General features: G+C 44.5%; 22 protein-coding genes. 5 read left to right on the top strand and 17 right to left on the bottom strand.

The features are described from left to right. Positions 1-77 precede the first annotated feature (77 nt). Positions 78-944, top strand: a complete 867-nt coding sequence (locus AB5062_RS06035; RefSeq protein WP_005848612.1) for a glycoside hydrolase family 25 protein — start codon at positions 78-80, stop codon at positions 942-944. 45 nt (positions 945-989) lie between these two features. Beyond that, the gene (locus AB5062_RS06030) at positions 990-1358 is read left to right on the top strand and encodes a YccF domain-containing protein (RefSeq protein ID WP_368326842.1); all 369 of its coding nucleotides are present in this window, start codon (positions 990-992) and stop codon (positions 1356-1358) included. A gap of 220 nt (positions 1359-1578) precedes the next feature. Here the strand turns inward: AB5062_RS06030 and prmA are convergent, their stop codons facing one another. The 3 genes from prmA to AB5062_RS06015 form a co-directional block, all read right to left on the bottom strand. After that, positions 1579-2424: a 50S ribosomal protein L11 methyltransferase gene (gene prmA / locus AB5062_RS06025; protein ID WP_005848610.1), complete on the bottom strand. Its 846-nt coding sequence runs from the start codon at positions 2422-2424 to the stop codon at positions 1579-1581. A 10-nt stretch (positions 2425-2434) separates the two neighbouring features. Beyond that, positions 2435-2695 (bottom strand): thioredoxin family protein, encoded by a 261-nt coding sequence (locus tag AB5062_RS06020; protein ID WP_005846148.1) that lies wholly within the window; start codon positions 2693-2695, stop codon positions 2435-2437. A gap of 230 nt (positions 2696-2925) precedes the next feature. Then, complete coding sequence (locus AB5062_RS06015; RefSeq protein WP_115648876.1) at positions 2926-5016, bottom strand: BT4734/BF3469 family protein; 2091 nt, start codon at positions 5014-5016, stop codon at positions 2926-2928. 404 nt (positions 5017-5420) lie between these two features. Between AB5062_RS06015 and AB5062_RS06010 the strand changes: the two genes are divergently transcribed. From AB5062_RS06010 to AB5062_RS06000, 3 genes are all read left to right on the top strand, one after another. Then, positions 5421-6044: a DsbA family protein gene (locus AB5062_RS06010; protein WP_115648875.1), complete on the top strand. Its 624-nt coding sequence runs from the start codon at positions 5421-5423 to the stop codon at positions 6042-6044. A 374-nt stretch (positions 6045-6418) separates the two neighbouring features. Next, positions 6419-7819 (top strand): hypothetical protein, encoded by a 1401-nt coding sequence (locus AB5062_RS06005; RefSeq protein ID WP_005846156.1) that lies wholly within the window; start codon positions 6419-6421, stop codon positions 7817-7819. Between the two features lie 43 nt (positions 7820-7862). Next, positions 7863-9437, top strand: a complete 1575-nt coding sequence (locus AB5062_RS06000) for a hypothetical protein (RefSeq protein ID WP_368326843.1) — start codon at positions 7863-7865, stop codon at positions 9435-9437. A 73-nt stretch (positions 9438-9510) separates the two neighbouring features. On the opposite strand, the gene AB5062_RS05995 is transcribed toward AB5062_RS06000, so the two are convergent. The 14 genes from AB5062_RS05995 to AB5062_RS05930 all read right to left on the bottom strand — a co-directional run bounded on the left by AB5062_RS05995 (position 9511) and on the right by AB5062_RS05930 (position 23647). Further along, positions 9511-10638 carry a DUF4421 domain-containing protein gene (locus AB5062_RS05995; protein WP_041174450.1) on the bottom strand — a complete coding sequence of 376 codons (1128 nt, stop codon included), beginning with the start codon at positions 10636-10638 and terminating at the stop codon, positions 9511-9513. Between the two features lie 9 nt (positions 10639-10647). After that, on the bottom strand, positions 10648-11637 hold the full coding sequence (locus AB5062_RS05990) for a Gfo/Idh/MocA family protein (RefSeq protein ID WP_005846163.1): 990 nt from the start codon (positions 11635-11637) through the stop codon (positions 10648-10650). An 88-nt stretch (positions 11638-11725) separates the two neighbouring features. Beyond that, positions 11726-12544, bottom strand: coding sequence for a transporter substrate-binding domain-containing protein (locus AB5062_RS05985; RefSeq protein WP_005848601.1), 819 nt, complete (start codon positions 12542-12544; stop codon positions 11726-11728). An 8-nt stretch (positions 12545-12552) separates the two neighbouring features. Continuing rightward, positions 12553-14664: a putative porin gene (locus AB5062_RS05980; RefSeq protein WP_005848599.1), complete on the bottom strand. Its 2112-nt coding sequence runs from the start codon at positions 14662-14664 to the stop codon at positions 12553-12555. 93 nt (positions 14665-14757) lie between these two features. Beyond that, positions 14758-15300, bottom strand: a complete 543-nt coding sequence (locus tag AB5062_RS05975; protein WP_005846169.1) for a 2-oxoacid:acceptor oxidoreductase family protein — start codon at positions 15298-15300, stop codon at positions 14758-14760. 13 nt (positions 15301-15313) lie between these two features. Further along, positions 15314-16078, bottom strand: coding sequence for a thiamine pyrophosphate-dependent enzyme (locus tag AB5062_RS05970; RefSeq protein ID WP_005846171.1), 765 nt, complete (start codon positions 16076-16078; stop codon positions 15314-15316). Positions 16079-16096: 18 nt separating this feature from the next. Beyond that, a complete protein-coding gene (locus AB5062_RS05965) occupies positions 16097-16264 on the bottom strand; it encodes a hypothetical protein (protein ID WP_005846173.1) in 168 nt (55 codons plus the stop codon). Between the two features lie 6 nt (positions 16265-16270). Then, entirely contained in the window at positions 16271-17353 is a 1083-nt protein-coding gene (locus AB5062_RS05960; RefSeq protein WP_005846176.1) for a 3-methyl-2-oxobutanoate dehydrogenase subunit VorB, read from the bottom strand. Between the two features lie 11 nt (positions 17354-17364). Then, complete coding sequence (locus AB5062_RS05955) at positions 17365-17595, bottom strand: 4Fe-4S binding protein (protein WP_005846178.1); 231 nt, start codon at positions 17593-17595, stop codon at positions 17365-17367. A gap of 10 nt (positions 17596-17605) precedes the next feature. Then, positions 17606-17902 (bottom strand): tol-pal system YbgF family protein, encoded by a 297-nt coding sequence (locus AB5062_RS05950; protein WP_005848594.1) that lies wholly within the window; start codon positions 17900-17902, stop codon positions 17606-17608. Positions 17903-18266: 364 nt separating this feature from the next. Further along, positions 18267-19364 carry a DUF4468 domain-containing protein gene (locus tag AB5062_RS05945; RefSeq protein WP_005846182.1) on the bottom strand — a complete coding sequence of 366 codons (1098 nt, stop codon included), beginning with the start codon at positions 19362-19364 and terminating at the stop codon, positions 18267-18269. A 106-nt stretch (positions 19365-19470) separates the two neighbouring features. Beyond that, positions 19471-19905: a ribose 5-phosphate isomerase B gene (gene rpiB, locus AB5062_RS05940; RefSeq protein WP_005846184.1), complete on the bottom strand. Its 435-nt coding sequence runs from the start codon at positions 19903-19905 to the stop codon at positions 19471-19473. Then, on the bottom strand, positions 19902-21914 hold the full coding sequence (locus AB5062_RS05935) for a transketolase (protein WP_005846186.1): 2013 nt from the start codon (positions 21912-21914) through the stop codon (positions 19902-19904). The genes rpiB and AB5062_RS05935 overlap by 4 nt, the downstream gene beginning before the upstream one ends. 134 nt (positions 21915-22048) lie before the next feature. Next, positions 22049-23647 (bottom strand): xylulokinase, encoded by a 1599-nt coding sequence (locus tag AB5062_RS05930; RefSeq protein ID WP_032952513.1) that lies wholly within the window; start codon positions 23645-23647, stop codon positions 22049-22051. Positions 23648-23664: the final 17 nt, after the last annotated feature.

Here is a 23664-nt window from a genome sequence, read left to right as displayed (position 1 = left end):
GTAAAACCATTCTCCCGATGGGTTTTATTGCATAGTATGTGGGAATAGGTAAGGTAAAAACAGCTAAATAGGATAAAATGGTAAGAGCGAAAAGCACACGTCCTGCCCCTGTTAAAAAAAAGGCAGTCGCGAAACCTGTCCGCCGGACCACACAGCGGAAGGCGAAAAAGAAACCGCAAAGAGAGATGCCGTCATGGCTTCGGTATGTCATTGCGGGGATTATTGCTTTTTTATTCCTTGCCGCTTTCTTTTATTTCTTTATCCGTCCTTACTCTTACCGTTGGAAGCCTTGCTATGGCTTTAAAGCATACGGTGTATGTATGCCCTCAGGTTTTCATGTGCATGGCATTGATGTTTCCCATTATCAAGGAAACATAGACTGGAAAATGCTGACCCAGACCCGACAGGGAAAATTTCCTATTCATTTTGTCTTTATGAAAGCTTCGGAAGGAGGCGATTATGGGGACAAGGCTTTTAGCTCCAATTTTGATTCGGCGAAAACGCATGGGTTTATCCGTGGGGCTTATCATTTTTACAATCCGAAGACAGATCCTGTCCGTCAGGCCGATTTTTTTATCAATTCCGTCAAGCTGGATTCAGGTGACCTTCCTCCTGTGCTCGATATTGAGAAGAGGGGAAAGGATGAGAATCAACTCCGTCGTGACCTTAAACTGTGGCTTGACAAAATAGAACAGCACTACAAAGTGAAGCCTATTCTTTATACTTCTTATAAGTTTAAAACGCGTTATCTGAATGATTCGGTCTTCAATTCTTATCCTTACTGGATAGCTCATTATTATGTAGACTCGGTGGAATACAGGGGGGAGTGGAAATTCTGGCAGCATACGGATGTGGGTACGTTGCCGGGTATTCGTGAGAAGGTGGATTTGAATATTTTCAACGGTTCGTTGGAAGAATTGCAATTAATGACCATAAAGAAATAAGGGAACTGTGCCTGAGGTTCCGAAAACTTTGCTTATATTTGCTTTATGAACTTACTGCTCAATATTATTTGGCTGATTTGCGGCGGATTTCTGATCTGCGTGGAATATATTGTTTCCAGCCTGTTGCTGATGATTACTATCGTCGGCATTCCTTTCGGTTTCCAGACTTTGAAGTTGTCTATGCTGACTCTTTGTCCTTTTGGGCGGGAAATACGCAGTTGTCCCGGTGATGGTGGATGTCTCAGTGTGTTGATGAATATCATCTGGATACTTGTAGGTGGAATCTGGATCAGCCTCTCTCATCTGGCATTCGGGGTGTTGCTTTGCATCACTGTCATCGGCATTCCATTCGGACTGCAACATTTCAAGCTGGCGGGCTTGGCACTTACTCCTTTCGGAAAGGAGATTGTATAATAAATATAATACCGTATGGTCGTTTGGTCACTTTGGATAAAATGCAGCGTCCTACGTGCGTTTGTCACCGCTTGATTCCGGTTCTAATTTTCAGGGAAGAAGAACAAAAGGACAAAAGAGAGAAAATCCGTTCTTTTGTCCTCGAATAAATCAATGCACATCCTGCGTGGTTGGTGGCAACTCCGTCTTTATCGCGTCTTTGCCATACTTGAAAATGGTATTATTTCATGATGAATTTCACAGCTGCCCAGTTGTTCTTTTCCCGATGATGTACGAACTCCATTCCCAGACTCTCCGCTTTTTCGCGGATAAAAGGAATATCCTGTATATAGAACCCACTCATAAATATTTCCGAACCCGGATGCATACAGGCGGCATAATGGGGAAGGTCTGCCAGAAGAATATTCCGGTTAATGTTGGCAATAATCACATCAAACGCTTTGCGCCCTTTCAGCAGATTGGCGTCACCCAGTTCCACTGTAATGTTATGGATATGGTTCAGTGCAATGTTGTCTTTTGAATTGTTGACGCACCAGTCGTCAATGTCGATGGCTGTCACAGGATTGGCTCCTCGCATGGAGGCAAGGATGGCAAGAATAGAAGTGCCGCATCCCATATCCAGGACTGATTTTCCTTTCAGGTCGGCTTCTAACAGCTCGCTGATTATAGAGCTGGTCGTTTCATGATGCCCTGTGCCGAAAGCCATTTGCGGGTTAATCAGAATTTCATACTCAGTTTTCGGAGTGTCTTTGTGGAACGTGCTGTGAATGCAGCAACGGTCACCTATGACGATGGGTTGAAAGAAGTTTTTCTCCCATTCTTCATTCCAGTTTTTGTCTTCGGCTTCCTTTATGGTGTATTCTATCCGGGTGTCAGGTAAAGGGAAGTTCACAACCATTTCTTTCAGTGCTTCCTCGTCAAAGAGAGTTTGCTGGATATAGGCCTGTATTCCCCCTTCACATTCTACAAAACTTTCAAATCCTATTTCTCCGGCCAATGCGGACACTACATCATTCACTGTCTCATTACAGGGATGTGTTGTAAAGGTTACTTCTAAATATTTCATATCTTTTCGTTTATTCTATCACTTTACGGAGCAATGCCTCCATCTCATTTTTGAAGATGCCCGCTTCATGCACTTTCACCCCGTCCACATAGAACGTGGGAACGTAATAATAGTCGTATTGGTCGGCTATATCAGGATGTTGGGTTTCTTCTATCATTTCTATTTCTATAGGTTGGAATTCAGGATATTCTGCTTTCAGTTCTTCAATATAGCGCAGTGCTTTTTTGCAGAACGGGCATCTTTCCTGATAAAATAATTTCACTGGTTTCATACGATTGTTGGTTTAAGGATGATGACAAAGATAATTTCTTTTCATTACTTTCACAAACAAACCTTCCGTCTTTTTGTTTCAGACTTGTGCTCTCATTGCAATGTTAGATGCAATTATGCCCTCATGCCCTCATTCGTGAGGTAATTTGTTTATAATGAACAGGTTATTTGTGATGGTAGCATAGAAGAGTATGAGGGCATTGCCCTCATACTTTCCTATGATAAAATAAATTATTTCAACTTTGTTACATGATATAGGGTACCTCTGGTACTAGTCTTTTTAGGAATGTTCAGTTTGCGGAGAATACGTCCAAACCAATTTATTTTATTGATAGACAGTTTGTCGCGTGTGTTCTCTTGAAGATAATTAAAAATATCCATGGCAGTCATCCATTCTCCCTCCTTTTCGTTGGTTGCAGAAGAAAAGTTACAATGGAATAAATGCTCCAAAGGTGATATTTGCTCAAATTCGCTGTTGCTTTGTCGTAAAACGGCCTCATCTTCGTCATTCAGCCAATAACGTTCGTTCTTATAAAGTAAATGCATGGCTTGCGCATAGAGTTGGCGGTAGTCTATGGTGACATTGGTATCAATGGGATCGGTCACTTCGATACAGATAAAGCGACGGCTTCCCGTGGGGTCGGTGAGCAAATCCTTCTGATTGCTGGTGCCGATGAATGAGGCATAGCGGCGTAATTCGCGCACGCTGGTTCCGTAAGGCTTGCGCAGATTGGCTGTCGGTTTTTGTAACAGATGTTTCAGAAAGCCTTGTTGATTTACGGTAATCTGGTCGAATTCGTCCAGGTTGATAAGGAAAAATCGTCCCAAGGCACGCTCCGCTTCCTGTTTGCTGCTGAAGTCCAGGCTGTCGGCATAGCCGAAACGGAGTTCGGGTGGCAGCAAGATACGGCAATAAGTGGATTTCCGGAATCCTTGCGAACCTACAAGTAAAGGTGAAGTGCTGTTTCCATGCTGGCGGTCCATCCCCCTCCAATGCGCCACCATGCCTAGAAACCAACGGTAAAAGAGTTCTTCCCAATGCGGATTGCCGCAAGGAACGAGCCGGGCAAGTGCGCGGATGCGGTCAGTACCGTCCCATCGGGGAAGGTCACACAAGTATTCTTCTACAGGATTGTAAAGCGGAACGAAATCGGAGGTGAGAAAGCGGTCTATATCCCGGTCCCACACTTGCAGCCCTTCTTTTAAGGCGCAGAGGGAGATGCTGTTGCGGGTACGTTTATCTAAAGGCTTGAAATAGAAATGAACGGAGTCCCGTTGACGGTATTCCACCTCGTCCAGCACGGTGTTGAAGCGGAATTCATACCGTCTTTTCAAGAATTCCTCCAGCCGGAAGGTGGCTTCCTGCTCTTTACTGAAACCGCTTTTCTTACCGAAACCTTTCATTTCCCGGTATCCGTTGCCAAAAGCTGTACGGATGGTTTCTGTGTCCGTTGCGTGAAAACAGTGCATCAGCGTGCGCTGTACGGCTTCCTCTTCGGGGATGCCTGTTTTGAAGCATTGTTCTACCAGATGGGGCAGTAAAGGTTCCAGCCCGTCATCACGTTTCCAGTTTTCCATCTCGGCCAATGCTCTTTTCCGTGCCGACTGGTACATCAGGGCAAAAATCTGCATACTTTCGCAGCCGGGTGTCATTCGTTCCGGTGCGCTTTCGCTGTTTTGTTTCCGTTGCCGGAAAGTTTCCTCATCGGGCAGGGTAAGCGGTTGCTCTATGCAGAAAGGGGCGGACGAAGGGTTATAGTAAGGTTGTTCATCCACGGTCATGCGACAGCTTTGCATCAGGTCCGGTTCTTTCAGTGTGATGCCGAAAGGAAGCATGGGCTGGTAGCATGTCACCGCCAGCCGATAGGCGTGGGCATGAAACAGAAGGACTTCTTGTGTGGCAGTGGGCAAGCTGCCGTCAGTGCGTGCGAAGCGTACCCATATCTTTACGCTCCGTCCGCTTGAACCGCAGAAAGCGGCAAAGGTTTGTGGCAGTTGCTCTACTTGGCGTTTCACATATTCCACCTCATACAGGTCGGCGAGCCGGTTCACTTCCAGCTGCACCAGTCCGTTGTAATGTTTCATACGTTTCTCACCCTTTTGTTTGCGGGTATATTCTACGGCAGGATAGACACGCGGCAGTTTGTCGATGTGGACGTAGCGGGCGGACGATCCTGCCAGCCGGGGTAGTATTTCACGCAGTTCCGATATATGCCCTGCTTTGTTCTCTGTCTTTACTTTCTCGAAGAATGCGTCCGTATCGCATAGTGACAAGGCTTCTGTCCCCTGTTCTTCATCTTTCCTGATGAGTGTAATTTTCATATTTGTCTTTCGTTTGAATGTTTTTTGGTTTTATGTACCTCCCATGGAAAAGATGATGTTCTGTCGTGTGGAGAAGACTGCGTATTGCGAGTGTCTATGTGTGCATATTTTTAGTAAAGATAAGGTTTCTTTCCGGATTCTGCAAATGCTTTCCGGATTAAATGCCGTCTTTTTCTTTTTCCTTTCTTTTCTGTGTTTTTATTCTTAGTCTCAGTGCATATTCCCCTGTCTCTTATTTGTTTTCTACCTTTTCTTTTCTTATTTTTGTATGTTTGTAATTAGTTATTCACCATTGTGATTAAGTCTGATCACAAAGGTGATTAAAATTAATCACAAGGGTAGTTAAGTTTAATCACGTCCGTGATTAACAGATATTGAACTTTCATCAATAAAAAAAGAACAGTATGGCAATACTATTTGATTGGTACGAGAATCCCAAAACCTCTGAGCAACAAGGGGAAGAGAATATGTTGCATCCGCGTCTCCGGCTGAATGGGAAAGTAAGCACGGCCCAGCTCCGTGCCCGTATACAGAAATATTGTACATTGACGGAAACGGATGTAATAGCCGTGCTCGATGCGCTGTCACACGCCATGGGCGAGGAATTGGCGGAGGGCAGGCAGGTGCATCTGGACGGCATCGGCTTTTTCCGTCCCAATCTGGTGAGCACCGAGCCGGTAACCGAAAAGACGAAACGTAAAAATACAAAGGTAAGGCTTAAGGGGATTGTTTACCGCCCCGACCGATTATTGATGGATGAGGTGGGAAAGGTAAAGGTGCAGCGTACCCGGTTCTCGTTTCATTCAAGTAAACTGACCGATGAGGAAATTGACGCATTGCTGACGGAGTTCTTCACAACTCATGATTTTGTGCAGCGGAAAAGTTTCCAGCTTCTTTGCAGTATGACACAAAGTACGGCCAGCCGCCATTTACACCGCTTGTGCGAGGAAGGAAAGCTGAAAAATGTGGGACTTCCCAAACAACCGGTTTATAAGCCGATAAATGGGCATTATGTTGTGAATGAATGATTTAAGTGAAATGTACAAGAAATTAGGAGTGAGGGCATGAGGGTAATGCTCTCACTTTTTAGCATGCCCTCACTGTGGGTGGTGGTTTAATAATGAGTAGGTTATGGCTTTTAGTGAGGGCATGAGGGTATAAGTGGGTGCAACTTATTATAAAAAGTTGTTTTACCACCAGATTTGTTTACCATCAACGTATGTGAACGGACGTTCTTCTGTTTTCCGTGTGTGTGCAGAAATAGATAAAATAGTTGAAGTCCGTTACTAAAATAGGGAAATCCCTACCAACTAATAGGGATTTTCTTTGTTATGAACTGAAACCTCTGGCTATCTTTGCACTAGAAAAAGTAGATAGAATAACAAATAAAACAGGTACGAGTATGAAAAAGATTGTATTAGCTTCGCTTATGATGGTGTGCTTGCCTTATTGGGCAATGTCACAAAGCGTTGATGACGACCTTTATTTCATCCCTAAGAAAAAAGCTGAAAAGAAAGAGGAGGTTAAGCAAGAGGTGAAAGTGGTGGTTCCGCAGAAGCAGAACACGACTACCGTTTACGCAGCCCCCGGTTCTACAGTGGTGGTGAAGGATGTGAAAGGAAAAGTGCGCGATGTGGATGAGTATAATCGTCGTTATACTTCACGAGATAATAACTTCTCGATGGAGAATGATACCTTGTATATTGAGGAGAAACCTTTGAATGAGAGAGGGGAATGGGTTAATGGTTTTGAGGGCTCTCAAGACGATTATGAATACGCGATGCGTATCGTCCGTTTCCGCAATCCCCGTTACGCCATTCCGGTAAGCAGTCCGCTCTATTGGGATGTGGTTTACGGTTTGCCTTCATGGGATTGGAATGTATATGATGACGGATTGTATGCATACGTTTTTCCCACTTACACGAACCGCTTGTGGTGGGATTGGCGTTGGAATTATCCATATGGCGCCAGCTGGGGATTCAGTTGGGGGTGGAGTTCGCCGTGGTACTACAATAGCTGGTACTATCCCGGTTATTGGGGTGGCGGCTACTGGGGTGGCTATTGGGGCTACCATCATCACCACCACCATCATTATTATCCGCATTATTCCGGTCACGGTTGGGGCGGCGGCTACTGGGGAGGCGGTCATGGATGGTATGGCTCAAGCAGACGTAATCCGGGAATACATGCCGGAAGATACACCAACAGCTATGGCTCTTCACGCCCAAGCCGGAATAATTATGTGAATAGTTATGATAGGAATAGTCGTAATTCGTATGTAGGAAATTCCAGACAAAATGTCCGTAATAGTGCTAATAGCTATCGTACCGCAACACGTAACGGATCTTCATCAGGAAGAGTGGTTTCGGGATCTGACGGTGTAAATTCGGTTCGTCCTAATAGAAGCGCTATCAGAACCCGTACAGGAGCAACTCTTTCACCAAGTCAGGCTGCAGGAGTCCGCCCGGGTAATTCGTATTCACGTCCGACAGAAGGAAGGGGTTCTTCCTATACCAGACCAAGCAGTACCCGGAGAAGTGTGGGAAATGCAGCAGGATCTGCTTATCAGAGAACAGGGGCTGCAAGCCGTGGCGCCTATCGTAACAATAGTGGCGTTTCGAACTCTCGCAGCAGTTCATATTCCCGTAGCAGCAGTCCTTCCCGTAATAGTTCGTCTAACTCTTACCGTAGTAGTGGAACTTCTTCTTCCCGTAGTAGTTTTTCTAGTGGCGGTGGGGCTTCCCGTAGTTCCGGAGGCGGTGTTTCCCGTTCAAGTGGCGGTGGCAGATCGCGTACCAGATAAGTAGCAGATTAAACCAGACTGTTGTATTTAATAGAATTGATGTATGAAAAATAAAGTAATAGTAACCGCTTGTACGTTGCTGGCAATGGCAACGGCAAGCGCACAAAATGCTTATGATGCGGAAAAGTTGCTGGGGAATGACTTGAATGGAACAGCACGATTTGTTGGTATGGGTGGTGCCATGGGAGCTTTGGGAGGTGATATATCTGTCATGAGTTCCAACCCTGCGGGTATCGGCATTTTTCGTAGTAATGATGTGTCCGTTTCTTTTGGTTTTAATAATACTTCGACAAAGAGTAACTTTAGTGGCGTGTCAATGAATGAAGACAAAACGCGCGCTTCATTTGACCAGATTGGATTTGTTTATAGCAATAAGATAGGCAACAATACTTCTTTGCGTTTTGTGAATTTCGGATTCAATTACCATAAAAGTAAAAACTTCAACCGCCTTTTCTCTATGGGAGGGGCGTTGGATAATATGTCACAAAGCTTCCAGCTGGCTCAGGAAATGGAACGATATGGATTGACGGAAAGCGAGTTTAATGACATACTGGATGCGAAGAATCCTTATACCAAATATTGGAACCAGTTACCTGTTTTAGGAGTAATGGGGGTGAGAACCGGTGTGGTTGACTGGTTTAATGATCCTGAAAAAAACATTCATGCTCCATGGGGGTGGAATGGTTTTAACAATAACTTCTTTAGTAAGGAAACTGGAGGTATCAGTCAATATGATTTTAATGTTTCATTCAATATTGAAGACAGGGTCTATTTAGGAGCTACCTTGGGGGTCTATGATGTGAATTATGACCGTTATACTTCTTATACGGAAAATTTGAATGATGATAAGGGTGCGGATAATGGGGGGTATACATTGGATAATTATTATAGACTGGAAGGAACTGGTATGGATTTGAAGTTGGGGGTTATTGTACGTCCTATAGAAAGTTCTCCTTTCCGTTTGGGATTTGCCGTTCACACGCCTACATGGTATGATTTAAGAGAAAGCTATAATGCCACTTTATCTTCTGATATTTTAGCTTATGAAAAACCCTATTATATCCAGACATTGAGTGATTTTCTGGTAACTCCGGAATATGATTATTTGACCTATGATTATAATCTTACTACTCCGTGGAAATTTAATGTCAGCGCGGGTACTACTTTTGCGGGTGCGGTGGCAGTAGGTGCGGAATATGAATATCAGGATTATTCTTCCAGTAAGCTGAAGGATGTGGATGGTTATGAATTGGGAGATCAGCCTAGCGTTGAGAATTATCTGAAAGGTGTCCATACTTTCCGTATAGGAATGGAAACGCGGATCATACCTGAGTTTAGCATCCGTGCAGGGTATAATTATTCTTCGGCTGCATTTTCAAAAGATGCTTATAGTGCCTTGTCTTTATATAGCACGCGTACTGATTTTAATAATACGGAGTCTAAGAATACCTTTACGTTTGGTCTTGGATACCGTGGCAGTGTAATTTATGCGGATTTGGCATATAAATATGATATGTATAAATCAAACTTTTATGCTTTTGACGATATAGATCTTCCGGCAACTAAAGTGGACAATGAACGGCATCAGCTCTTGCTGACAGTCGGCGCCCGCTTCTAAGAATTTATTGTGAGTCTAATATAATTAACCTGTGATATACCGGAAGAACTTTATAGGCTTCCGGTATATTTTTTTATTTATCGCGGAATTCTTTCCTTTTCCAGAAGTTGAATCCTGCATATACACGAACGGTTCCGAATGTATTAGTGAGAGAGAAATTCCTTTTCCGATAATCGTATGTATGCATCACCAGTGAAGCACCTACAAAGTACTTGTTGGTATTATAGACCACGGCGGCACGTGTTATCAGGTCAAAATTGATATCCTTTATCCAATGATTGTCGGTGTTAGGCGTATCGTCTATTTTTGATTTTTTATAGGCAATGGCCGGTAAGAGTGAAAGATTGGAAACCCAGTTTTTTGCAAATACCCAGTTATAGCCATAACCCACGTTGATGCTGTAATCAGAATATTTCACTTTCTTGAAAAGCAGGGCATCATGCAGTTGGGCTCTCACTTCACCGGGAAGCTTTTCGTAATCAAAAGATATGTTGTGCTGGGAATAAGAAAAGCCCGCCATCAGGGAACCCGCGCTTTTACGCTGGTTGGTGGACTGGCTATAGGCTGCCGGATAAGAGAATTTTTTATAATTGAAAATCCAATAGGCGTTCAGTCCTTTGATTTTACTTTGCAATCCGTTGAAATTCAGATTTTTAATGGGAGTTTTCAGGTCAAATCCGCTGGAAGAACGTATCTTGAAATCGCTTCCTGTCTTTCTGTAATATAAATCCACACCAAATTTGGAACTATAAAGATTCAGTGCCATTTCGGTTTTCTTTGCCTTGTTCTTGTGTCCGCCGAAAATATCTTTTACATCGAAAGAATATCCTAGAAATATCCAGCGCCATCCGAAATAGACCCCCAGCTTGAAACTGGCATTGGGGGAGAATCCCAAACTTTGTTCGCCGTTGTTTCCTTTACTGCCTAACCGATAGTATTCGTACCAACTGCTGGATTCCAGCATGAAAGCCAGATTGTAGAGGTTAGGCGAGATATAGGTGGTATCGACCGCGTTGAATTCTTTTCCCACTTTCCTGATTTTTCTTCCGGTATGACGGACAGTTGTCGCTATTCCATCGGTCAATGTAATGAGAACACCCTTGTTGTCCTGTACTGTCGAGTCCTTCTGTTCCGCTTGTGCATATACACCGAGGGCGGAAAGGAAAGACAGACAAAACAGGCATAATTGACGGATGTCCATAGGCAGAAATCAGAGTTTGTCAAGTATACGGTCCATTACCCAGTTGGTGGGTGTCGCACTGATGCCGTCGCAGGTACAGACAGCTTTTCCCTGCAAGTGTTCTACTACGGCTTTTATGAGCGGAAGTTGTACATGAGGGGGATTTTCGGGAAGAAACTCCTCGCGGCCTCTTTCAGTATGCAGGGCGATGGGATCGTAAGTGAAAACAGAGAAACAGATCATTCCCTTGTCTCCGATGATTTCTATACGGTCTTCCTTGGCCGATTCATGGGCAACGAAACACCATGATCCTGATCCCGGCAGACCGGAATCAAATTTGAAGCAGGCACTTATCGTATCTTCTGCCGGATATAACCCGCCACGGTTGCTCTTGTATCCTTGGGCTTCGAGAATGCAGCCGAACATATCTTGTAGCAAATCCAGCTGGTGAGGAGCCAGATCATAGAAATAACCGCCGCCGGCAATATCAGGTTGTACACGCCAGGGAAGGTTGGTACTGTTGTAATCCAAAGCGCGTGGAGGCTGGGCGAAACGTATCTGTATGTTGATGACATTGCCTATTTCTCCGTCCTCTACCATCTGGCGTACTTTTTGGAAATAAGGAAGATAGCGTCTGTAATAAGCTACGAAACAAGGAATTCCTGTTTCCTGTGATATGCGGTTGATGCGTGCACAGTCTTCATAGCTGGCCGCCATAGGTTTCTCGATGTATACGGGCTTTCCTGCCTTCATGGACATAATGGCAAAAGTGGCATGAGAAGAGGGGGGAGTGGCTATATAAATAGCATTGACATCTTCATCTCCTATTAACTGCTGCGGATCGGAGTACCAGCGGGGAATGTTGTGTCTTTTGGCGTATGATTGAGCTTTTTCTTTGTCACGGCTCATTACGGCCACTACCTCTGAACCTTCGATCAGGGCAAAGGCTGGTCCGCTTTTCTTCTCGGTCACTTCTCCGCAACCGATGAAGCCCCATTTTACTTTGTCTAATTTAACCATGGTAATAACTTTTTTGTCATTCCGCTTAAAATAATAACAATTTATATTGCAAAGATAGGACTATTTTGCAATTTCAGCCGGATAAAAATCAGTTATTGTAATATTTCTTGCGCAACAGTTTGAATGCAGGAGTCTTGACGTAGTCATTTAACCAGGAATTCAGGCTGTCAAGCAATATTGGAGAATGTTTGCTTACTCCCCATGAATAGAATTGTGAGAAGCTGATGGCTGTTTCTATATCCAATTGTGGAAAATCATTGATGGAGGCTTTGGCAATGCTCTCGTCGCATACGGCATAGTCTATGTCACCATGTGCTACCATGGCCAGTAATTGTTCTTGTCCGTATTTCTCCACTTCTTTGATATAGATGGTATCGCCTATTTCGTTACTTAAATTATGTATGCGCAGGATGGCAGGTGAGTTTTTGACTAGATGAAGGGTCTTGCGGGCTAGTTCCAACTGGCTGTGAATGTACAGACTATCGTTTTCTTTTTCGGGTTTACGCTGTACCAGTACTTGTTTGTTCAGTATAATGGGGCGGGTAAACAACAGGGAGTCTTTGTATTCTGTGGTAACTACCGTGCTGTTGGCCAATATATCGTATGTTCCTTTTTGTACGCCTTCCAGTCTTTTGGAAAAGCTCATTTCAGGAGTGATTTCCGGTTTCAGTCCTTTGCTGTGTGCAAAAGCATGGAGCAGTTCGTAGTGGAAACCGGAAACGGTGTCGCCGTCGGCATAAAAACTGATAGAATTGTACTCGGTAACGGCACGCAGGATTCCCGATGCCGCTATTTCTGCATAATCGCGGGGCAGACTGGTTTCAGCCTCCGTTTTCTTTTTGAAGAAGATGGAGGATAGGGTTACTGCAAGGATACCCATCAGAATGTATTTCAGATATTTTCTCATATAGACCGTCAATCAAAGAAATTCCATGAAAGGCCGAACTTTATCATTCGCGGATTGATTGGGTAGTGAGGCGCCAGGAAGTAATTGGATTTTCCCGAACCGGCATTGACGTGATACATCATAATAAAGAAGCGGGTACGTTTTAAATGCAGGTTGGCATAGACGTTGACTATCGGAAAAGCTCCTATCTCGATTTTGTCATCAGGATTCTGGTTATAGAATTGTCCGATGACGGGGGAGTAGTCTGGCGCGTAATATTTACTGAAATAACGCACATCTGCTCCCATTTCTATCTGGAGTACTTTTTTGGCGAGACCGAATTTCATGTACAAGTTGCCGTAAGCCGACAATTCCGGTAAGGGCAGAATGTCTTGCTCACTTGATTTTTGATAGGCTACTTCACCGTCGAGATGAAATATTCCTACTTTCAATTTTTGTTGCAACATTGCTGTGAATATTTGTATATTGCCGGAGTGCTGTCTTACGGCTGCATTGTTCTTGAAACCGGTGACATTTCCTTCACTGTCTTTTACCGGTATGCTGGCATTGGCCAGATAAGTGTAGTTCTTTATATTTTCCACTCCGGCACGCAGTTGGGTTCCCCATCTGTTCAGACTTAGTTTTCCTTCCAGTCGGGTTCTCATTATTTTGGATAAATCGTTGTTGTCCCACCAGTAATGTTTGGATTGGAAATGCCTGAAATAGAATACGGGGTTCTGGTTCTTGATGAATGCATTTACATCCAGTCTCACCGTATCTCCGAATAAACGGAGATTCAGATCCCCTCTGCCTTCTACGCTGAATTGTCCTGCATCTTCACCGGCTATGGCCAATTCTCCTAGAATATTGTAATGTAATAGTTTTCCTTGTTTTTTGGATAGTTCGCCGCCAATGGAGAGTGAACTTTCCTTATAGTTGTTGATAATGCGCTGTCCCGGTATGTTTGTCGTGTCGGTCAAGGCGAAGTTTCGGTATTCATAACTTAAAAAGGCGGTAAGTCCGGCTTTCGCCCATTTGTTGAATCCTTCTTGTAAAGCAATGCCAATGGTATTTTTGATGGATGTGCGCTTCGTCTTGTCTATTGAGTCGGTCCCCAGATAGTTATGTTCAAAATACTTCTGATTCTGTGCGTCATCGTATGAGATGTATTTGCGATTGTTCAAGTCCACTTGTAATGTATGTATGAAGCTTGTGACAGGAACAAATACCTGCGTTATTTTTACGGAGTCCGTATCCACACTGTCCTGTTTTTCTTTATAGAACCCTAAGTTGTAACGATGTGTCAGGAAGGCATGGTAGCTGGTGTTGTGATTCCATATCTGACTCAGTCGCGTTGGGATTTCGTTGGCGGAATATTCTTTTTTGCCTTCTGCCATATCCAGCGGGTTGGTGATATACCGGTCGTCCGTGATACCTCCGTTTTCTGCCATCTTCAAGTTATCGTTGTTGAATATGAAATGCATGTCATATTTGTCTCCCCGGTAGCTGGAGAACAGGCCACCGTTGAAGAAGGCTGTGGACTGATCTTGGTAAAGCCCCCGGCCATACAGGTAATCTATGTAGAATCCAAACCCCAGTCTTTTGTTTGCATTGATGGCAAAATAGGATTTGAAGCGTTCTTCTCCGTCACGGCTGCCTCCTCCTTTGTAATAGCTCAGGTTCGTGAATGGAGAAAATGTATTGGTGAATATGACATCTTCCGGACGTTGTACGCAAAAGTCGTATGGGTCGGTGAAAAAGTATTGGCTGGGATCCCGACGGTCAAAAAAGATGCGTGAGAGGCGGGGGGAACCCAAATTTCCCAAGTAATTGTATTGTCCGGTGTAGCCGCCCATGTCATTTGAGTTCTGGAAAGCGTGCTGCAAGGTATCTACGGGGATATAAGTGACATTGCCAAAACGACTGTCCACTTTCCATGAGTACAGTCCGATGGGGATAGTGTTGGCATCTACTACGGCTGTCGTGTCTATGGGGTTTCCGTTACGGTCATATTGGTTTCTGTCCAGTCCGTTTGCCGAGGAACCGAACTGATTGTTCAGGGTATTCATTGTCCGCTGTGCCATCAAGGAAGTATGGAAGCACAGGAATAATAAAAAAATAATAGAGAATATTCTTTTCATAACGGCGGCAAAGATACAATATAAAAATAAAAGGAAGAGCTTTTCCGCTATGGAAAGTTCTTCCTTTTATTATTCGTTTAGAGTTATTTTAACTTACTGAGGTTTAATAATCTCCATTCCGATTCGGATGGCTTCTTCATTCATCGGTATCAGATGATGGTGACGTTCGGGCAATGTTTTGCGTAAAGCTTTTATTACACTTTCAATGGATACTACGGGACGCAGTTTCAGCAAGCCTCCTAAGACAATCATATTGAAGGTCTTTGCCATTCCTTTTTCGTTGGCGGCATCCATTGCGTCAATACGATAGATTTGTATGTCCTTACGTGTCGGAGGCTCGATGATTCCGTATCCGTCATAAATGAGGATACCACCCGGTTTGATTTTGCCTTCAAACTTTTCCAATGAGGGTTGGTTCAGTATGATGGCTGTGTCATATTGGCTGAGAATGGGTGAAGAGATGCGTTCATCACTGACAATCACCGTTACGTTAGCGGTTCCTCCCCGTTGTTCGGGACCGTATGCCGGCATCCAGGTTACTTCCTTGTCTTCCATCAGTCCGGAATAGGCAAGTATCTTACCCATGGATAGCACACCCTGACCGCCGAATCCTGCTATAATGATTTCCTGTTTCATGGTTTCTGTCTTTTTATTCTTTATCTTTCAAATCACCCAGCGGATAGAAGGGGAACATGTGTTCCACCATCCAGTCATTGGATGCTTGCGGAGTCATTTTCCAACCGGAATTACAAGTCGATACAATTTCCACCAAATTGGATCCTTTGCCATTCATTGAGTTTTCGAATGCCTTGCGGATAGCCTTTTTTGCTTTGCGGATGGCAGGAACCGTATGTACGGCCTGGCGGGTAACGTAGGCGGTGCCTTCCAAAGTGGCGGCAATTTCTGTCATTTTCAGCGGATAGCCATGAATGGCTACATCACGACCATAGGGGCAGGTGGCTGTCTTCATGCCAACCAGCGTGGTAGGAGCCATTTGCCCACCGGTCATTCCATAAATGGCGTTGTTGATAAAGATGATAGTAATGTTTTCGCCACGATTTAAAGCATGGATGGTTTCGGCAGTGCCGATACATGCCAGGTCACCATCTCCCTGGTAGGTAAATACCAGACGTCCGGGCCATAAACGCTTGATGGCGGTAGCTACGGCTGGTGCGCGTCCGTGGGCGGCTTCTTGCCAATCGATGTCTAGATAGTTGTATGCAAAAACGGCACATCCTACCGGTGACACACCGATTGTCTTATCTTCCATGCCCATTTCTTCAATAACTTCGGCTATTAACTTGTGAACCACACCGTGGCTGCATCCGGGGCAGTAATGCATCGGATTGTCATTCATCAGTGTCGGTTTCTTATAAACCAGGTTTTCGGGTTTTATGATTTCTTCTTTTGTCATAGTTTCTCCTCCTATTGCTTATAACATGAACCGCATAAAGAATTCCATCAGCTTGAGAAAAATAGCTGCTGCACAGACATAGATGAATACTTTGAAGTCACTTGCCATGAAGTAAGTGATGACAGCCGCTAGTGCCAGTGCCATGAAAAGTATGTTCAATATGTTTCTGATCAGATCGATATTCATACGGTCTTATTTTATTAGTTTCTCTTTCAGTGCAGTGATTACTTCATCCGGATCGGGAACAATACCACCCAGACGTCCGAAGTGTTCTACAGGCACTTTGCATTCTACGGCCAGACGGACATCTTCTACCATTTGTCCGGCGTTCAATTCTACAGTGAGGATACCTTTTACCTGTGCGGCGCGTGCTGCAATAGCTTTCGACGGGAACGGCCATAGGGTAATAGGACGGAGCAAACCAACTTTGATGCCTTCTTCCCGAGCCATTTCCATTGCTTTTTGGGCAATGCGGGCACAAGAACCGAAAGCTACGATCAAATATTCGGCATCTTCGCAGTGAAGTTCTTCGAAACGTACTTCGTTTTCTTCTATTTCTGCATATTTTTTCTGAAGATGGATATTACGTTTTTCCATTTCGGCAGGATCGAGTTCCAATGAGGTGATGATGTTGGGAGTACGGTGGTGGGTTCTGCCGGTAGTGGCCCACGGACAACGGGCTATGACTTCTTCATCTGTCAGGCGTGTGCGCTGTTCGGGCAATACTACTTTTTCCATCATCTGTCCGATAACGCCGTCTGCCAGAATAATGGCGGGATTGCGGTATTTGAAAGCCAGATCAAAAGCTATACCTACGAAATCTGCCATTTCCTGTACTGATGCAGGAGCCAGGGCTATGAGGCGATAGTCTCCGTGACCGCCGCCTTTCACTGTTTGGAAATAGTCGGCCTGACTAGGTTGGATGGTTCCTAATCCGGGACCTCCGCGCATGACATTGACAATCAGGCAGGGGAGTTCGGCACCGGCAATGTACGAGATGCCTTCCTGCTTTAAACTGACGCCGGGACTGGAGGATGAGGTCATTACCATTTTACCGCTCGCTGCACCGCCATATACCATGTTGATTGCTGCGACTTCACTTTCTGCCTGCAACACCACCATACCGGTAGTTTCCCAAGGTTTCTCTTCGGCCAGCGTTTCCAATATTTCCGATTGGGGAGTGATGGGATAGCCAAAGTAACCGTCTACTCCGATACGGATAGCGGCGTGGGCTATGGCTTCATTTCCCTTCATTAAAACGACTTCTTCTGCCATATTTGTTACATTTATTGTTGTTTTACTTTATACACAGTGATGCATCCGTCCGGACAGACTGTGGCACATGATGCGCAACCATTGCAGGTATCTTCTAATACCTGGTGGGCGAATGTGTATCCTTTTTTATTCACTTGTTTGGCATTGAGCGCGATTACATGCAGCGGACATGCCACTACACATAGATTGCAACCTTTGCAACGCTCTGTGTCTACTACAATAGCACCTTTAATCTTTGCCATGGGTTAGTTATTATTGATTATACATGTCTTTGTTATAGAAATTCAGAATATTCATAATCATGTCACGGGCGGAAACGGCCGGACTTTCCGGATTACGCTCGATGGCTTCCAGATAATTGTTCAAAGCTTGTTGCCAGTCTCCCATTTTGCGGTAGGCGTTACCCAGTAAGTAATAGGGTTCATCGTTGACGTGCGCATCGTTTCGGATGAAATTAGTTAGCGCATGAATGGCTCTTTCCGTATCACCCTGTTCGATAAGTGTCTTTATGTCCTGTAATTGTTCCGTCATAAGGCATGATTGTCTCATTGTTGTTTACAAAGATACTCTTTATTTGTTATGAAAGGGAAGATTGGAGCAGAAAAAACGGCTTTCTTGCTAAAAACATTTAAAAAAAGGAGAGAAAGATAGGGAAAAAATGGAAGAATGATTTCTTCTAATGGTTTGATTATTATAGAAATGGTTTCAAGTGAAACGGTTGATAGAGGAACGGTGTTATTTATTCTTAAAGGGGAGACATGTTTGAATGGTATTTGTCATGGTGCTTTTGGGGAAGTATATGGTAGATCGTTTGTATGTTTTTTAGGGGGAGTTGTCAGGTTATCTCCCCCTAAAAAAAGTTTTATGTATTATCAGAATAAACTGTCACGGTATAAATATATGGGAGAAAAGACTATTTTATTACTTCACCTACATACATATTATATGCCTTCTGACCGTCATTACTGGGATTCATCTTTTTTGCTTCCTCACCGGTAACGGTCTGTTTCATCAGTTTCTTGCAGTTTACTATCAACCACGGCTCGCTATTACCTTGCTTGTAGAACGAAATTTTATAATTATCGCTCTGATCCATCAGCATATTGCCCATTGATTTGGCTTGGTCGATTACGCAGAATGCTACTTCTTTGCCGAATAACTGGCCGAAACCTCCCCAGCATTCTTTACCGATTTCGAATTGTTCATCGTTTCCGGCAGTAATTGTCATACGTGAGGATGCCTTGATTTGGTCATCTATGCTTTGTTCTTTGCTGGGAGTTGCATTATTGGCTGCTTTTATTTCGGTATTACCCTCAGAACCACCGATGACAGCCGGTTGGGCAGGGGGAGTTACCGGAGTGGCGGTAACGATTGTTGTTGCATTTGATATCGGAGTAGCTGTCACGCCCGGAGCAGGAGCAACTGCAATTTGTGAGTTGTTCAAGACCTTGTTGCCCAATGTATCTTGGATGGATTTGAACAGTGTGTCTTTCAAGTCAATAGTCTCTCTTCTGAATTTGCCGCAGATGGGAGCCAGCTTGGTCTTCGATTTGTTTAAAGCCATATCGTCTACAATCCATTCCTCTGCACTGTATTTTTCTCCTCCGTCACGAGCTTCATCATACCAATAACGGATACGGGTCATTTCGATATCACATTTTCCGTTTTCGCAGGTGATAAACAACTGATAATAAATTCTGGTTCTGTCCAATGACAATGCAGAGGAGGAGAATACCAGATATTCTTCGCCACCTGCTGCAATGGTTCCTTCATCTTCATTGGTGTAAAGAACACGTGCATTGAACTTGCCTTCGGGCTTGAAACGTTCTGTGGCCCATTTCAGCATGGTGCCATATAGCTGGTCTTTCGTTAAAGACGGTGCCTGTATCTCTGTTTTGAAAGAAACTTTACCGTCATTCATAGTTATCGCTCCCGCCAGATATTTGGGATCTGTCTGTGCCATAGCGATGAATGGCAGACATAGGAGCATTAAAAAAAGAATCTTCTTCATAGTAATATTTTTTATTTTATATTTTAATCTAAGCAAAGATAGGAATAAAAAAAAAGAGAAGCTATAATGCCTCTCTTTTTTTACTTTTATTATTATTGCGTGAATTTTACTTTACAGGTATCTTTTCAATGCGCTTTTGGTGACGTCCGCCTTCGAAGCCGCTGTTAAAGAATTCATCCAATATTTTTTCGGCCATTTCATGGTCAATGAATCGTCCCGGCATTACCAGAACATTGGCGTCATTGTGCTGACGTGACAGATGGGCTATCTCGGGCATCCAGCATAGTGCCGCACGGATACCCTGATGTTTGTTCAATGTCATGCTGATGCCTTCACCGCTTCCGCAAATTGCCACTCCGGGTCCGCATTCTCCGGCTTCTATAGCCAGTGCAAGCGGATGGGCATAATCTGCATAGTCACAGCTTTCTGTACTGTATGTACCGAAATCTTTGCATGGATAGCCTTTTTCAGTTAACCATGTCTTTACAAACTCTTTCAGTTCAAATCCTGCATGATCGGATGCCAGTCCTACTTTTTTCATGCCAGCATTTCTTTTACTTGGTTATACACGTTCTGTGCGGTAAAGCCCAGCTTTTCATCCAATACTTTGTAAGGAGCGGAGAATCCGAATGATTCCAGACCGAATACCTTACCGTTGGCACCTACCAAACCTTCAAGGTTTACAGGAAGACCGGCAGTCAGACCGAATACTTTAGCCCCTGTGGGAATGATACTGTTTTGGTATTCCTTGCTTTGGCTGCGGAACAATCCCTCAGAAGGAGCGGATACGATACGTATTTTTATGCCATCCTTGCGGAGAAGTTCTGCACCTGCCTCCAAAGTGGAAACTTCGGAACCTGAAGCGACTAGGATTACATCCGGATTTTCATCGGAGCCTGCAACAATATAAGCGCCTTTGGCAGCCTGTGAGTAGTCGTTTCCTGCAGGCAGATTCGCGATATTCTGGCGGGAGAAGATCAGTGCGGTGGGGGTGCTGGTATTTTCCATGGCCAATTTCCATGCCACAGTGGTTTCTTCCGCATCTGCCGGACGGAGTACCAACATAGAATTGTGTCCTTTGTGGTTTTTCAGTTTTTCCATCAGGCGGATTTGTGCTTCTTGTTCTACCGGTTCGTGAGTAGGACCGTCTTCACCTACACGGAATGCGTCGTGTGTCCAGATGAATTTGACGGGAAGTTCCATCAAGGCAGCCATACGTATGGCGGGTTTCATGTAGTCTGAGAATACGAAGAAGGTAGCGCATGCAGCAATCACACCTCCGTGAAGTGCCATACCCAGGCAGCAGCAAGCCATGGTTAATTCGGAAACACCTGCCTGCAGAAATGCACCGGTGAAGTCGTCTTTTGTGAATGCATGTGTTTTCTTCAAGAAACCGTCGGTCTTGTCTGAATTTGACAGGTCGGCAGAAGAAACGATCATGTTTTCTACTTCTGTAGCCAGTACACCGAGAACTTTGGCAGAAGCGCTGCGTGTAGCATCTCCGGCTTTTTGTTCGATAACATTCCAATTTACTTTCGGAGCTTTGCCAGAGAACCATAGTTCCAATTTAGCAGCCAGTTCGGGGTTAGCTTTAGTCCATTCAGCTTTAGCCGCATATTTTTCTGCAACAATTTTTTTCAGTTCCTCTGCACGTTTGGCATACAACTCTTTTACTTCAGGGAAGATTTGGAAAGGATTGGTTGGATCGCCGCCTAAGTTCTTGATTGTATTGATGTAAGCATCACCTCCCAAAGGAGCACCGTGGGTGGCACAGTTACGTTCATAACTGGAATCATCCGCTTTGCGTGCGCCTTTACCCATAATGGTCTTACCGATAATTAATGTGGGCTGACCGGTTACGGCTTTCGCTTCTGTCAGAGCCGTGCGGATTGCATCGGGATCATTACCGTCGATGGTAATTACTTTCCAGTGCCATGCTTCGTATTTCTTGGCAACATCTTCGCTGGTAACAGCATCGGTAGCGGTAGACAGCTGGATGTCGTTTGAATCATAAAACATAATCAAGTTGTCCAGCCCCAAATGACCTGCCAGACGGCCTGCACCCTGAGAAATCTCTTCTTGAATACCCCCATCGGATATATAGGCATAGATGGTCTGGTCCATGACATGACCCAGACGGGCTTTCAGAAATTTGGCAGCGATAGCAGCACCTACTGCAAAAGTGTGTCCTTGTCCTAACGGGCCGGAAGTATTTTCAATACCGCGCATGATGTCCACTTCAGGGTGTCCCGGAGTCGGACTGCCCCATTGGCGGAACTGTGCCAGTTCTTCCATGGTGAACTTGCCGGTCAGTGCCAAAGTGGAATACAACATCGGTGACATGTGGCCTGGATCAAGGAAGAAACGGTCACGCCCTTCCCAACGCGGATTTTCAGGATCGTAAACTAAAAACTCAGAGAAAAGCACGTTTACAAAATCAGCGCCACCCATAGCTCCACCCGGGTGTCCTGAATTAGCTTTCTCTACCATCGAAGCAGCCAGAATACGGATGTTGTCCGCTGCACGGTTCATAAGTTTCTTTTCGTTCATATTAAAATAATATTATAATTTGAATGCTATTAGTGAGTCGGTTTATCTTTGCTATTTTATTTAATATCTGCAAAGATAACTCTTTATGTGTAAACCGCAACATGTAAAGAGGCTCTTTTTTAAGCCCGTTTGACTCACTTCTTAAATCGGGTCGCTGCTTCTTCAACAGGCAGTCCTGCCTTATAGTTTTCGATATATGTGTTGAATCCGGCTACATCTTCGGCTGTTGGCGATATTTCAATACCGGCATCACCGGCGAATACTTTGTCTTCCAGAAAATCTGCCAGGGATTGGTTCTTTTCATTGTTGACAAGGTAAGAACCTAGCAGGGCGATTCCCCATGCGCCACCTTCACCGGCAGTTTCCATTACGGAAATAGGGGAGTTTATAGCTGCTGCAAGTATTCTCTGGCCTACACCTTTCGTCTTGAATAATCCGCCGTGTCCTGTGATTCTGTCTACTTTGATTTTCTCTTCATTGAAAAGAATGTCATTACCTATCTTAAGAACTCCGACTGAAGCGTATAAATGGGTACGCATAAAGTTGGCGAGGTTGAATTTGTCGTTTGCAGAACGTACAAACAATGGCCTTCCGTCGGCAAGTCCTGTCACGGGTTCACCTGAAATATAATTATACGAAATAAGACCACCGCAATCTGCATCGCCTGCGAGCGCATGATTGTAAAGTTTTCCATATAATTCATTCATATCTACGGGTATACCCAGCAGTTCTTGGTATTCTTTGAATAGATTGATCCAGGCATTGAGGTCGGAGGTGCAGTTGTTGCAATGTACCATAGCTACAAGGCTTCCGTCGGGAGTGGTAACCATGTCAATCATTTCGTATGGCTTGGACAACTCTTTTTCCAATACAATCATGGAAAATGAGGAAGTGCCTGCTGATACATTCCCGGTGCGTTGCTTGACAGCGTTGGTTGCTACCATGCCGGTTCCGGCATCTCCTTCCGGAGGGCAGACAGGTACACCTGCTTTCAAGTGGCCCGACACGTCCAGTTTCTTGGCACCTTCCGGGGTAAGGAACCCTGCATTCTCGCCGGCGGGTAAGACTTTGGGCAGGATATCTGTCAGTTTCCAAGGGTATCCTTTAGGAGCTACCAACTTGTCGAACTTGGCTATCATTTCGGCAGAATAATTCTTGGTAGCCGGGTCTATGGGAAGCATTCCTGATGCATCACCTATGCCCAGGACTTTCTGACCTGTAATTTGCCAATGAATGAAACCTGCAAGGGTGGTCAGATAGTCAATGTTACTTACGTGTTCTTCATTGTCTAAAATAGCTTGGTATAAATGAGAAATGCTCCATCTCAGAGGAATGTTATATACGAATAATTCAGATAAAGCGGCGGCTGCCGGACCGGTATTGGTATTTCTCCATGTACGGAAAGGTACAAGGATTTCTTCTTCTTTATTGAATGCCATATAACCATGCATCATGGCACTGACACCGATTGCCGCCAAGGTTTCTATTTCTGTGTCATATAGCTTTTTTACGTTGGAACGGAGATCTGCATAGCAGTCTTGCAGGCCATGCCAGATAGCTTCCACACTGTAAGTCCACAGTCCGTCTACCAGTTGGTTTTCCCAGCTATGGCTTCCCTGGGCAATGGGCTTGTTTTCCTGGTCAATCAAAACAGCTTTGATTCGTGTTGATCCGAATTCTATGCCTAGAATAGCTTTTCCTGCTTCGATGGTTGATTTTGCATCTGATTTCATATTAAAACCTATAATTT

The sequence above is a fragment of the Phocaeicola sp. RTP21359st1_B8_RTP21360_211022 genome, assembly GCF_040911965.1.
GTDB classification, from domain to species: Bacteria; Bacteroidota; Bacteroidia; order Bacteroidales; family Bacteroidaceae; genus Phocaeicola; species Phocaeicola vulgatus.
Note: the sequence above shows the minus strand (reverse complement) of the source record. Positions and strands in the feature narration are given on the sequence as shown.

What these genes read in the sequence shown, in the direction of transcription:
- AB5062_RS05980 (WP_005848599.1), bottom strand. Translation starts at nt 14,664, where the DNA reads ATGAAAAGAATATTCTCTATTATTTTTTTATTATTCCTGTGCTTCCAT.
- AB5062_RS06020 (WP_005846148.1), bottom strand. Translation starts at nt 2,695, where the DNA reads ATGAAACCAGTGAAATTATTTTATCAGGAAAGATGCCCGTTCTGCAAA.
- rpiB (WP_005846184.1), bottom strand. Translation starts at nt 19,905, where the DNA reads ATGAAAAAAGTAGGACTGGCATCCGATCATGCAGGATTTGAACTGAAA.
- AB5062_RS05995 (WP_041174450.1), bottom strand. Translation starts at nt 10,638, where the DNA reads ATGGACATCCGTCAATTATGCCTGTTTTGTCTGTCTTTCCTTTCCGCC.
- prmA (WP_005848610.1), bottom strand. Translation starts at nt 2,424, where the DNA reads ATGAAATATTTAGAAGTAACCTTTACAACACATCCCTGTAATGAGACA.
- AB5062_RS06015 (WP_115648876.1), bottom strand. Translation starts at nt 5,016, where the DNA reads ATGAAAATTACACTCATCAGGAAAGATGAAGAACAGGGGACAGAAGCC.
- AB5062_RS06010 (WP_115648875.1), top strand. Translation starts at nt 5,421, where the DNA reads ATGGCAATACTATTTGATTGGTACGAGAATCCCAAAACCTCTGAGCAA.
- AB5062_RS05955 (WP_005846178.1), bottom strand. Translation starts at nt 17,595, where the DNA reads ATGGCAAAGATTAAAGGTGCTATTGTAGTAGACACAGAGCGTTGCAAA.
- AB5062_RS05975 (WP_005846169.1), bottom strand. Translation starts at nt 15,300, where the DNA reads ATGAAACAGGAAATCATTATAGCAGGATTCGGCGGTCAGGGTGTGCTA.
- AB5062_RS05935 (WP_005846186.1), bottom strand. Translation starts at nt 21,914, where the DNA reads ATGAACGAAAAGAAACTTATGAACCGTGCAGCGGACAACATCCGTATT.
- AB5062_RS05985 (WP_005848601.1), bottom strand. Translation starts at nt 12,544, where the DNA reads ATGAGAAAATATCTGAAATACATTCTGATGGGTATCCTTGCAGTAACC.
- AB5062_RS05945 (WP_005846182.1), bottom strand. Translation starts at nt 19,364, where the DNA reads ATGAAGAAGATTCTTTTTTTAATGCTCCTATGTCTGCCATTCATCGCT.
- AB5062_RS06005 (WP_005846156.1), top strand. Translation starts at nt 6,419, where the DNA reads ATGAAAAAGATTGTATTAGCTTCGCTTATGATGGTGTGCTTGCCTTAT.
- AB5062_RS05950 (WP_005848594.1), bottom strand. Translation starts at nt 17,902, where the DNA reads ATGAGACAATCATGCCTTATGACGGAACAATTACAGGACATAAAGACA.
- AB5062_RS05965 (WP_005846173.1), bottom strand. Translation starts at nt 16,264, where the DNA reads ATGAATATCGATCTGATCAGAAACATATTGAACATACTTTTCATGGCA.
- AB5062_RS05970 (WP_005846171.1), bottom strand. Translation starts at nt 16,078, where the DNA reads ATGACAAAAGAAGAAATCATAAAACCCGAAAACCTGGTTTATAAGAAA.
- AB5062_RS05990 (WP_005846163.1), bottom strand. Translation starts at nt 11,637, where the DNA reads ATGGTTAAATTAGACAAAGTAAAATGGGGCTTCATCGGTTGCGGAGAA.
- AB5062_RS06000 (WP_368326843.1), top strand. Translation starts at nt 7,863, where the DNA reads ATGAAAAATAAAGTAATAGTAACCGCTTGTACGTTGCTGGCAATGGCA.
- AB5062_RS06030 (WP_368326842.1), top strand. Translation starts at nt 990, where the DNA reads ATGAACTTACTGCTCAATATTATTTGGCTGATTTGCGGCGGATTTCTG.
- AB5062_RS05960 (WP_005846176.1), bottom strand. Translation starts at nt 17,353, where the DNA reads ATGGCAGAAGAAGTCGTTTTAATGAAGGGAAATGAAGCCATAGCCCAC.
- AB5062_RS06035 (WP_005848612.1), top strand. Translation starts at nt 78, where the DNA reads ATGGTAAGAGCGAAAAGCACACGTCCTGCCCCTGTTAAAAAAAAGGCA.
- AB5062_RS05930 (WP_032952513.1), bottom strand. Translation starts at nt 23,647, where the DNA reads ATGAAATCAGATGCAAAATCAACCATCGAAGCAGGAAAAGCTATTCTA.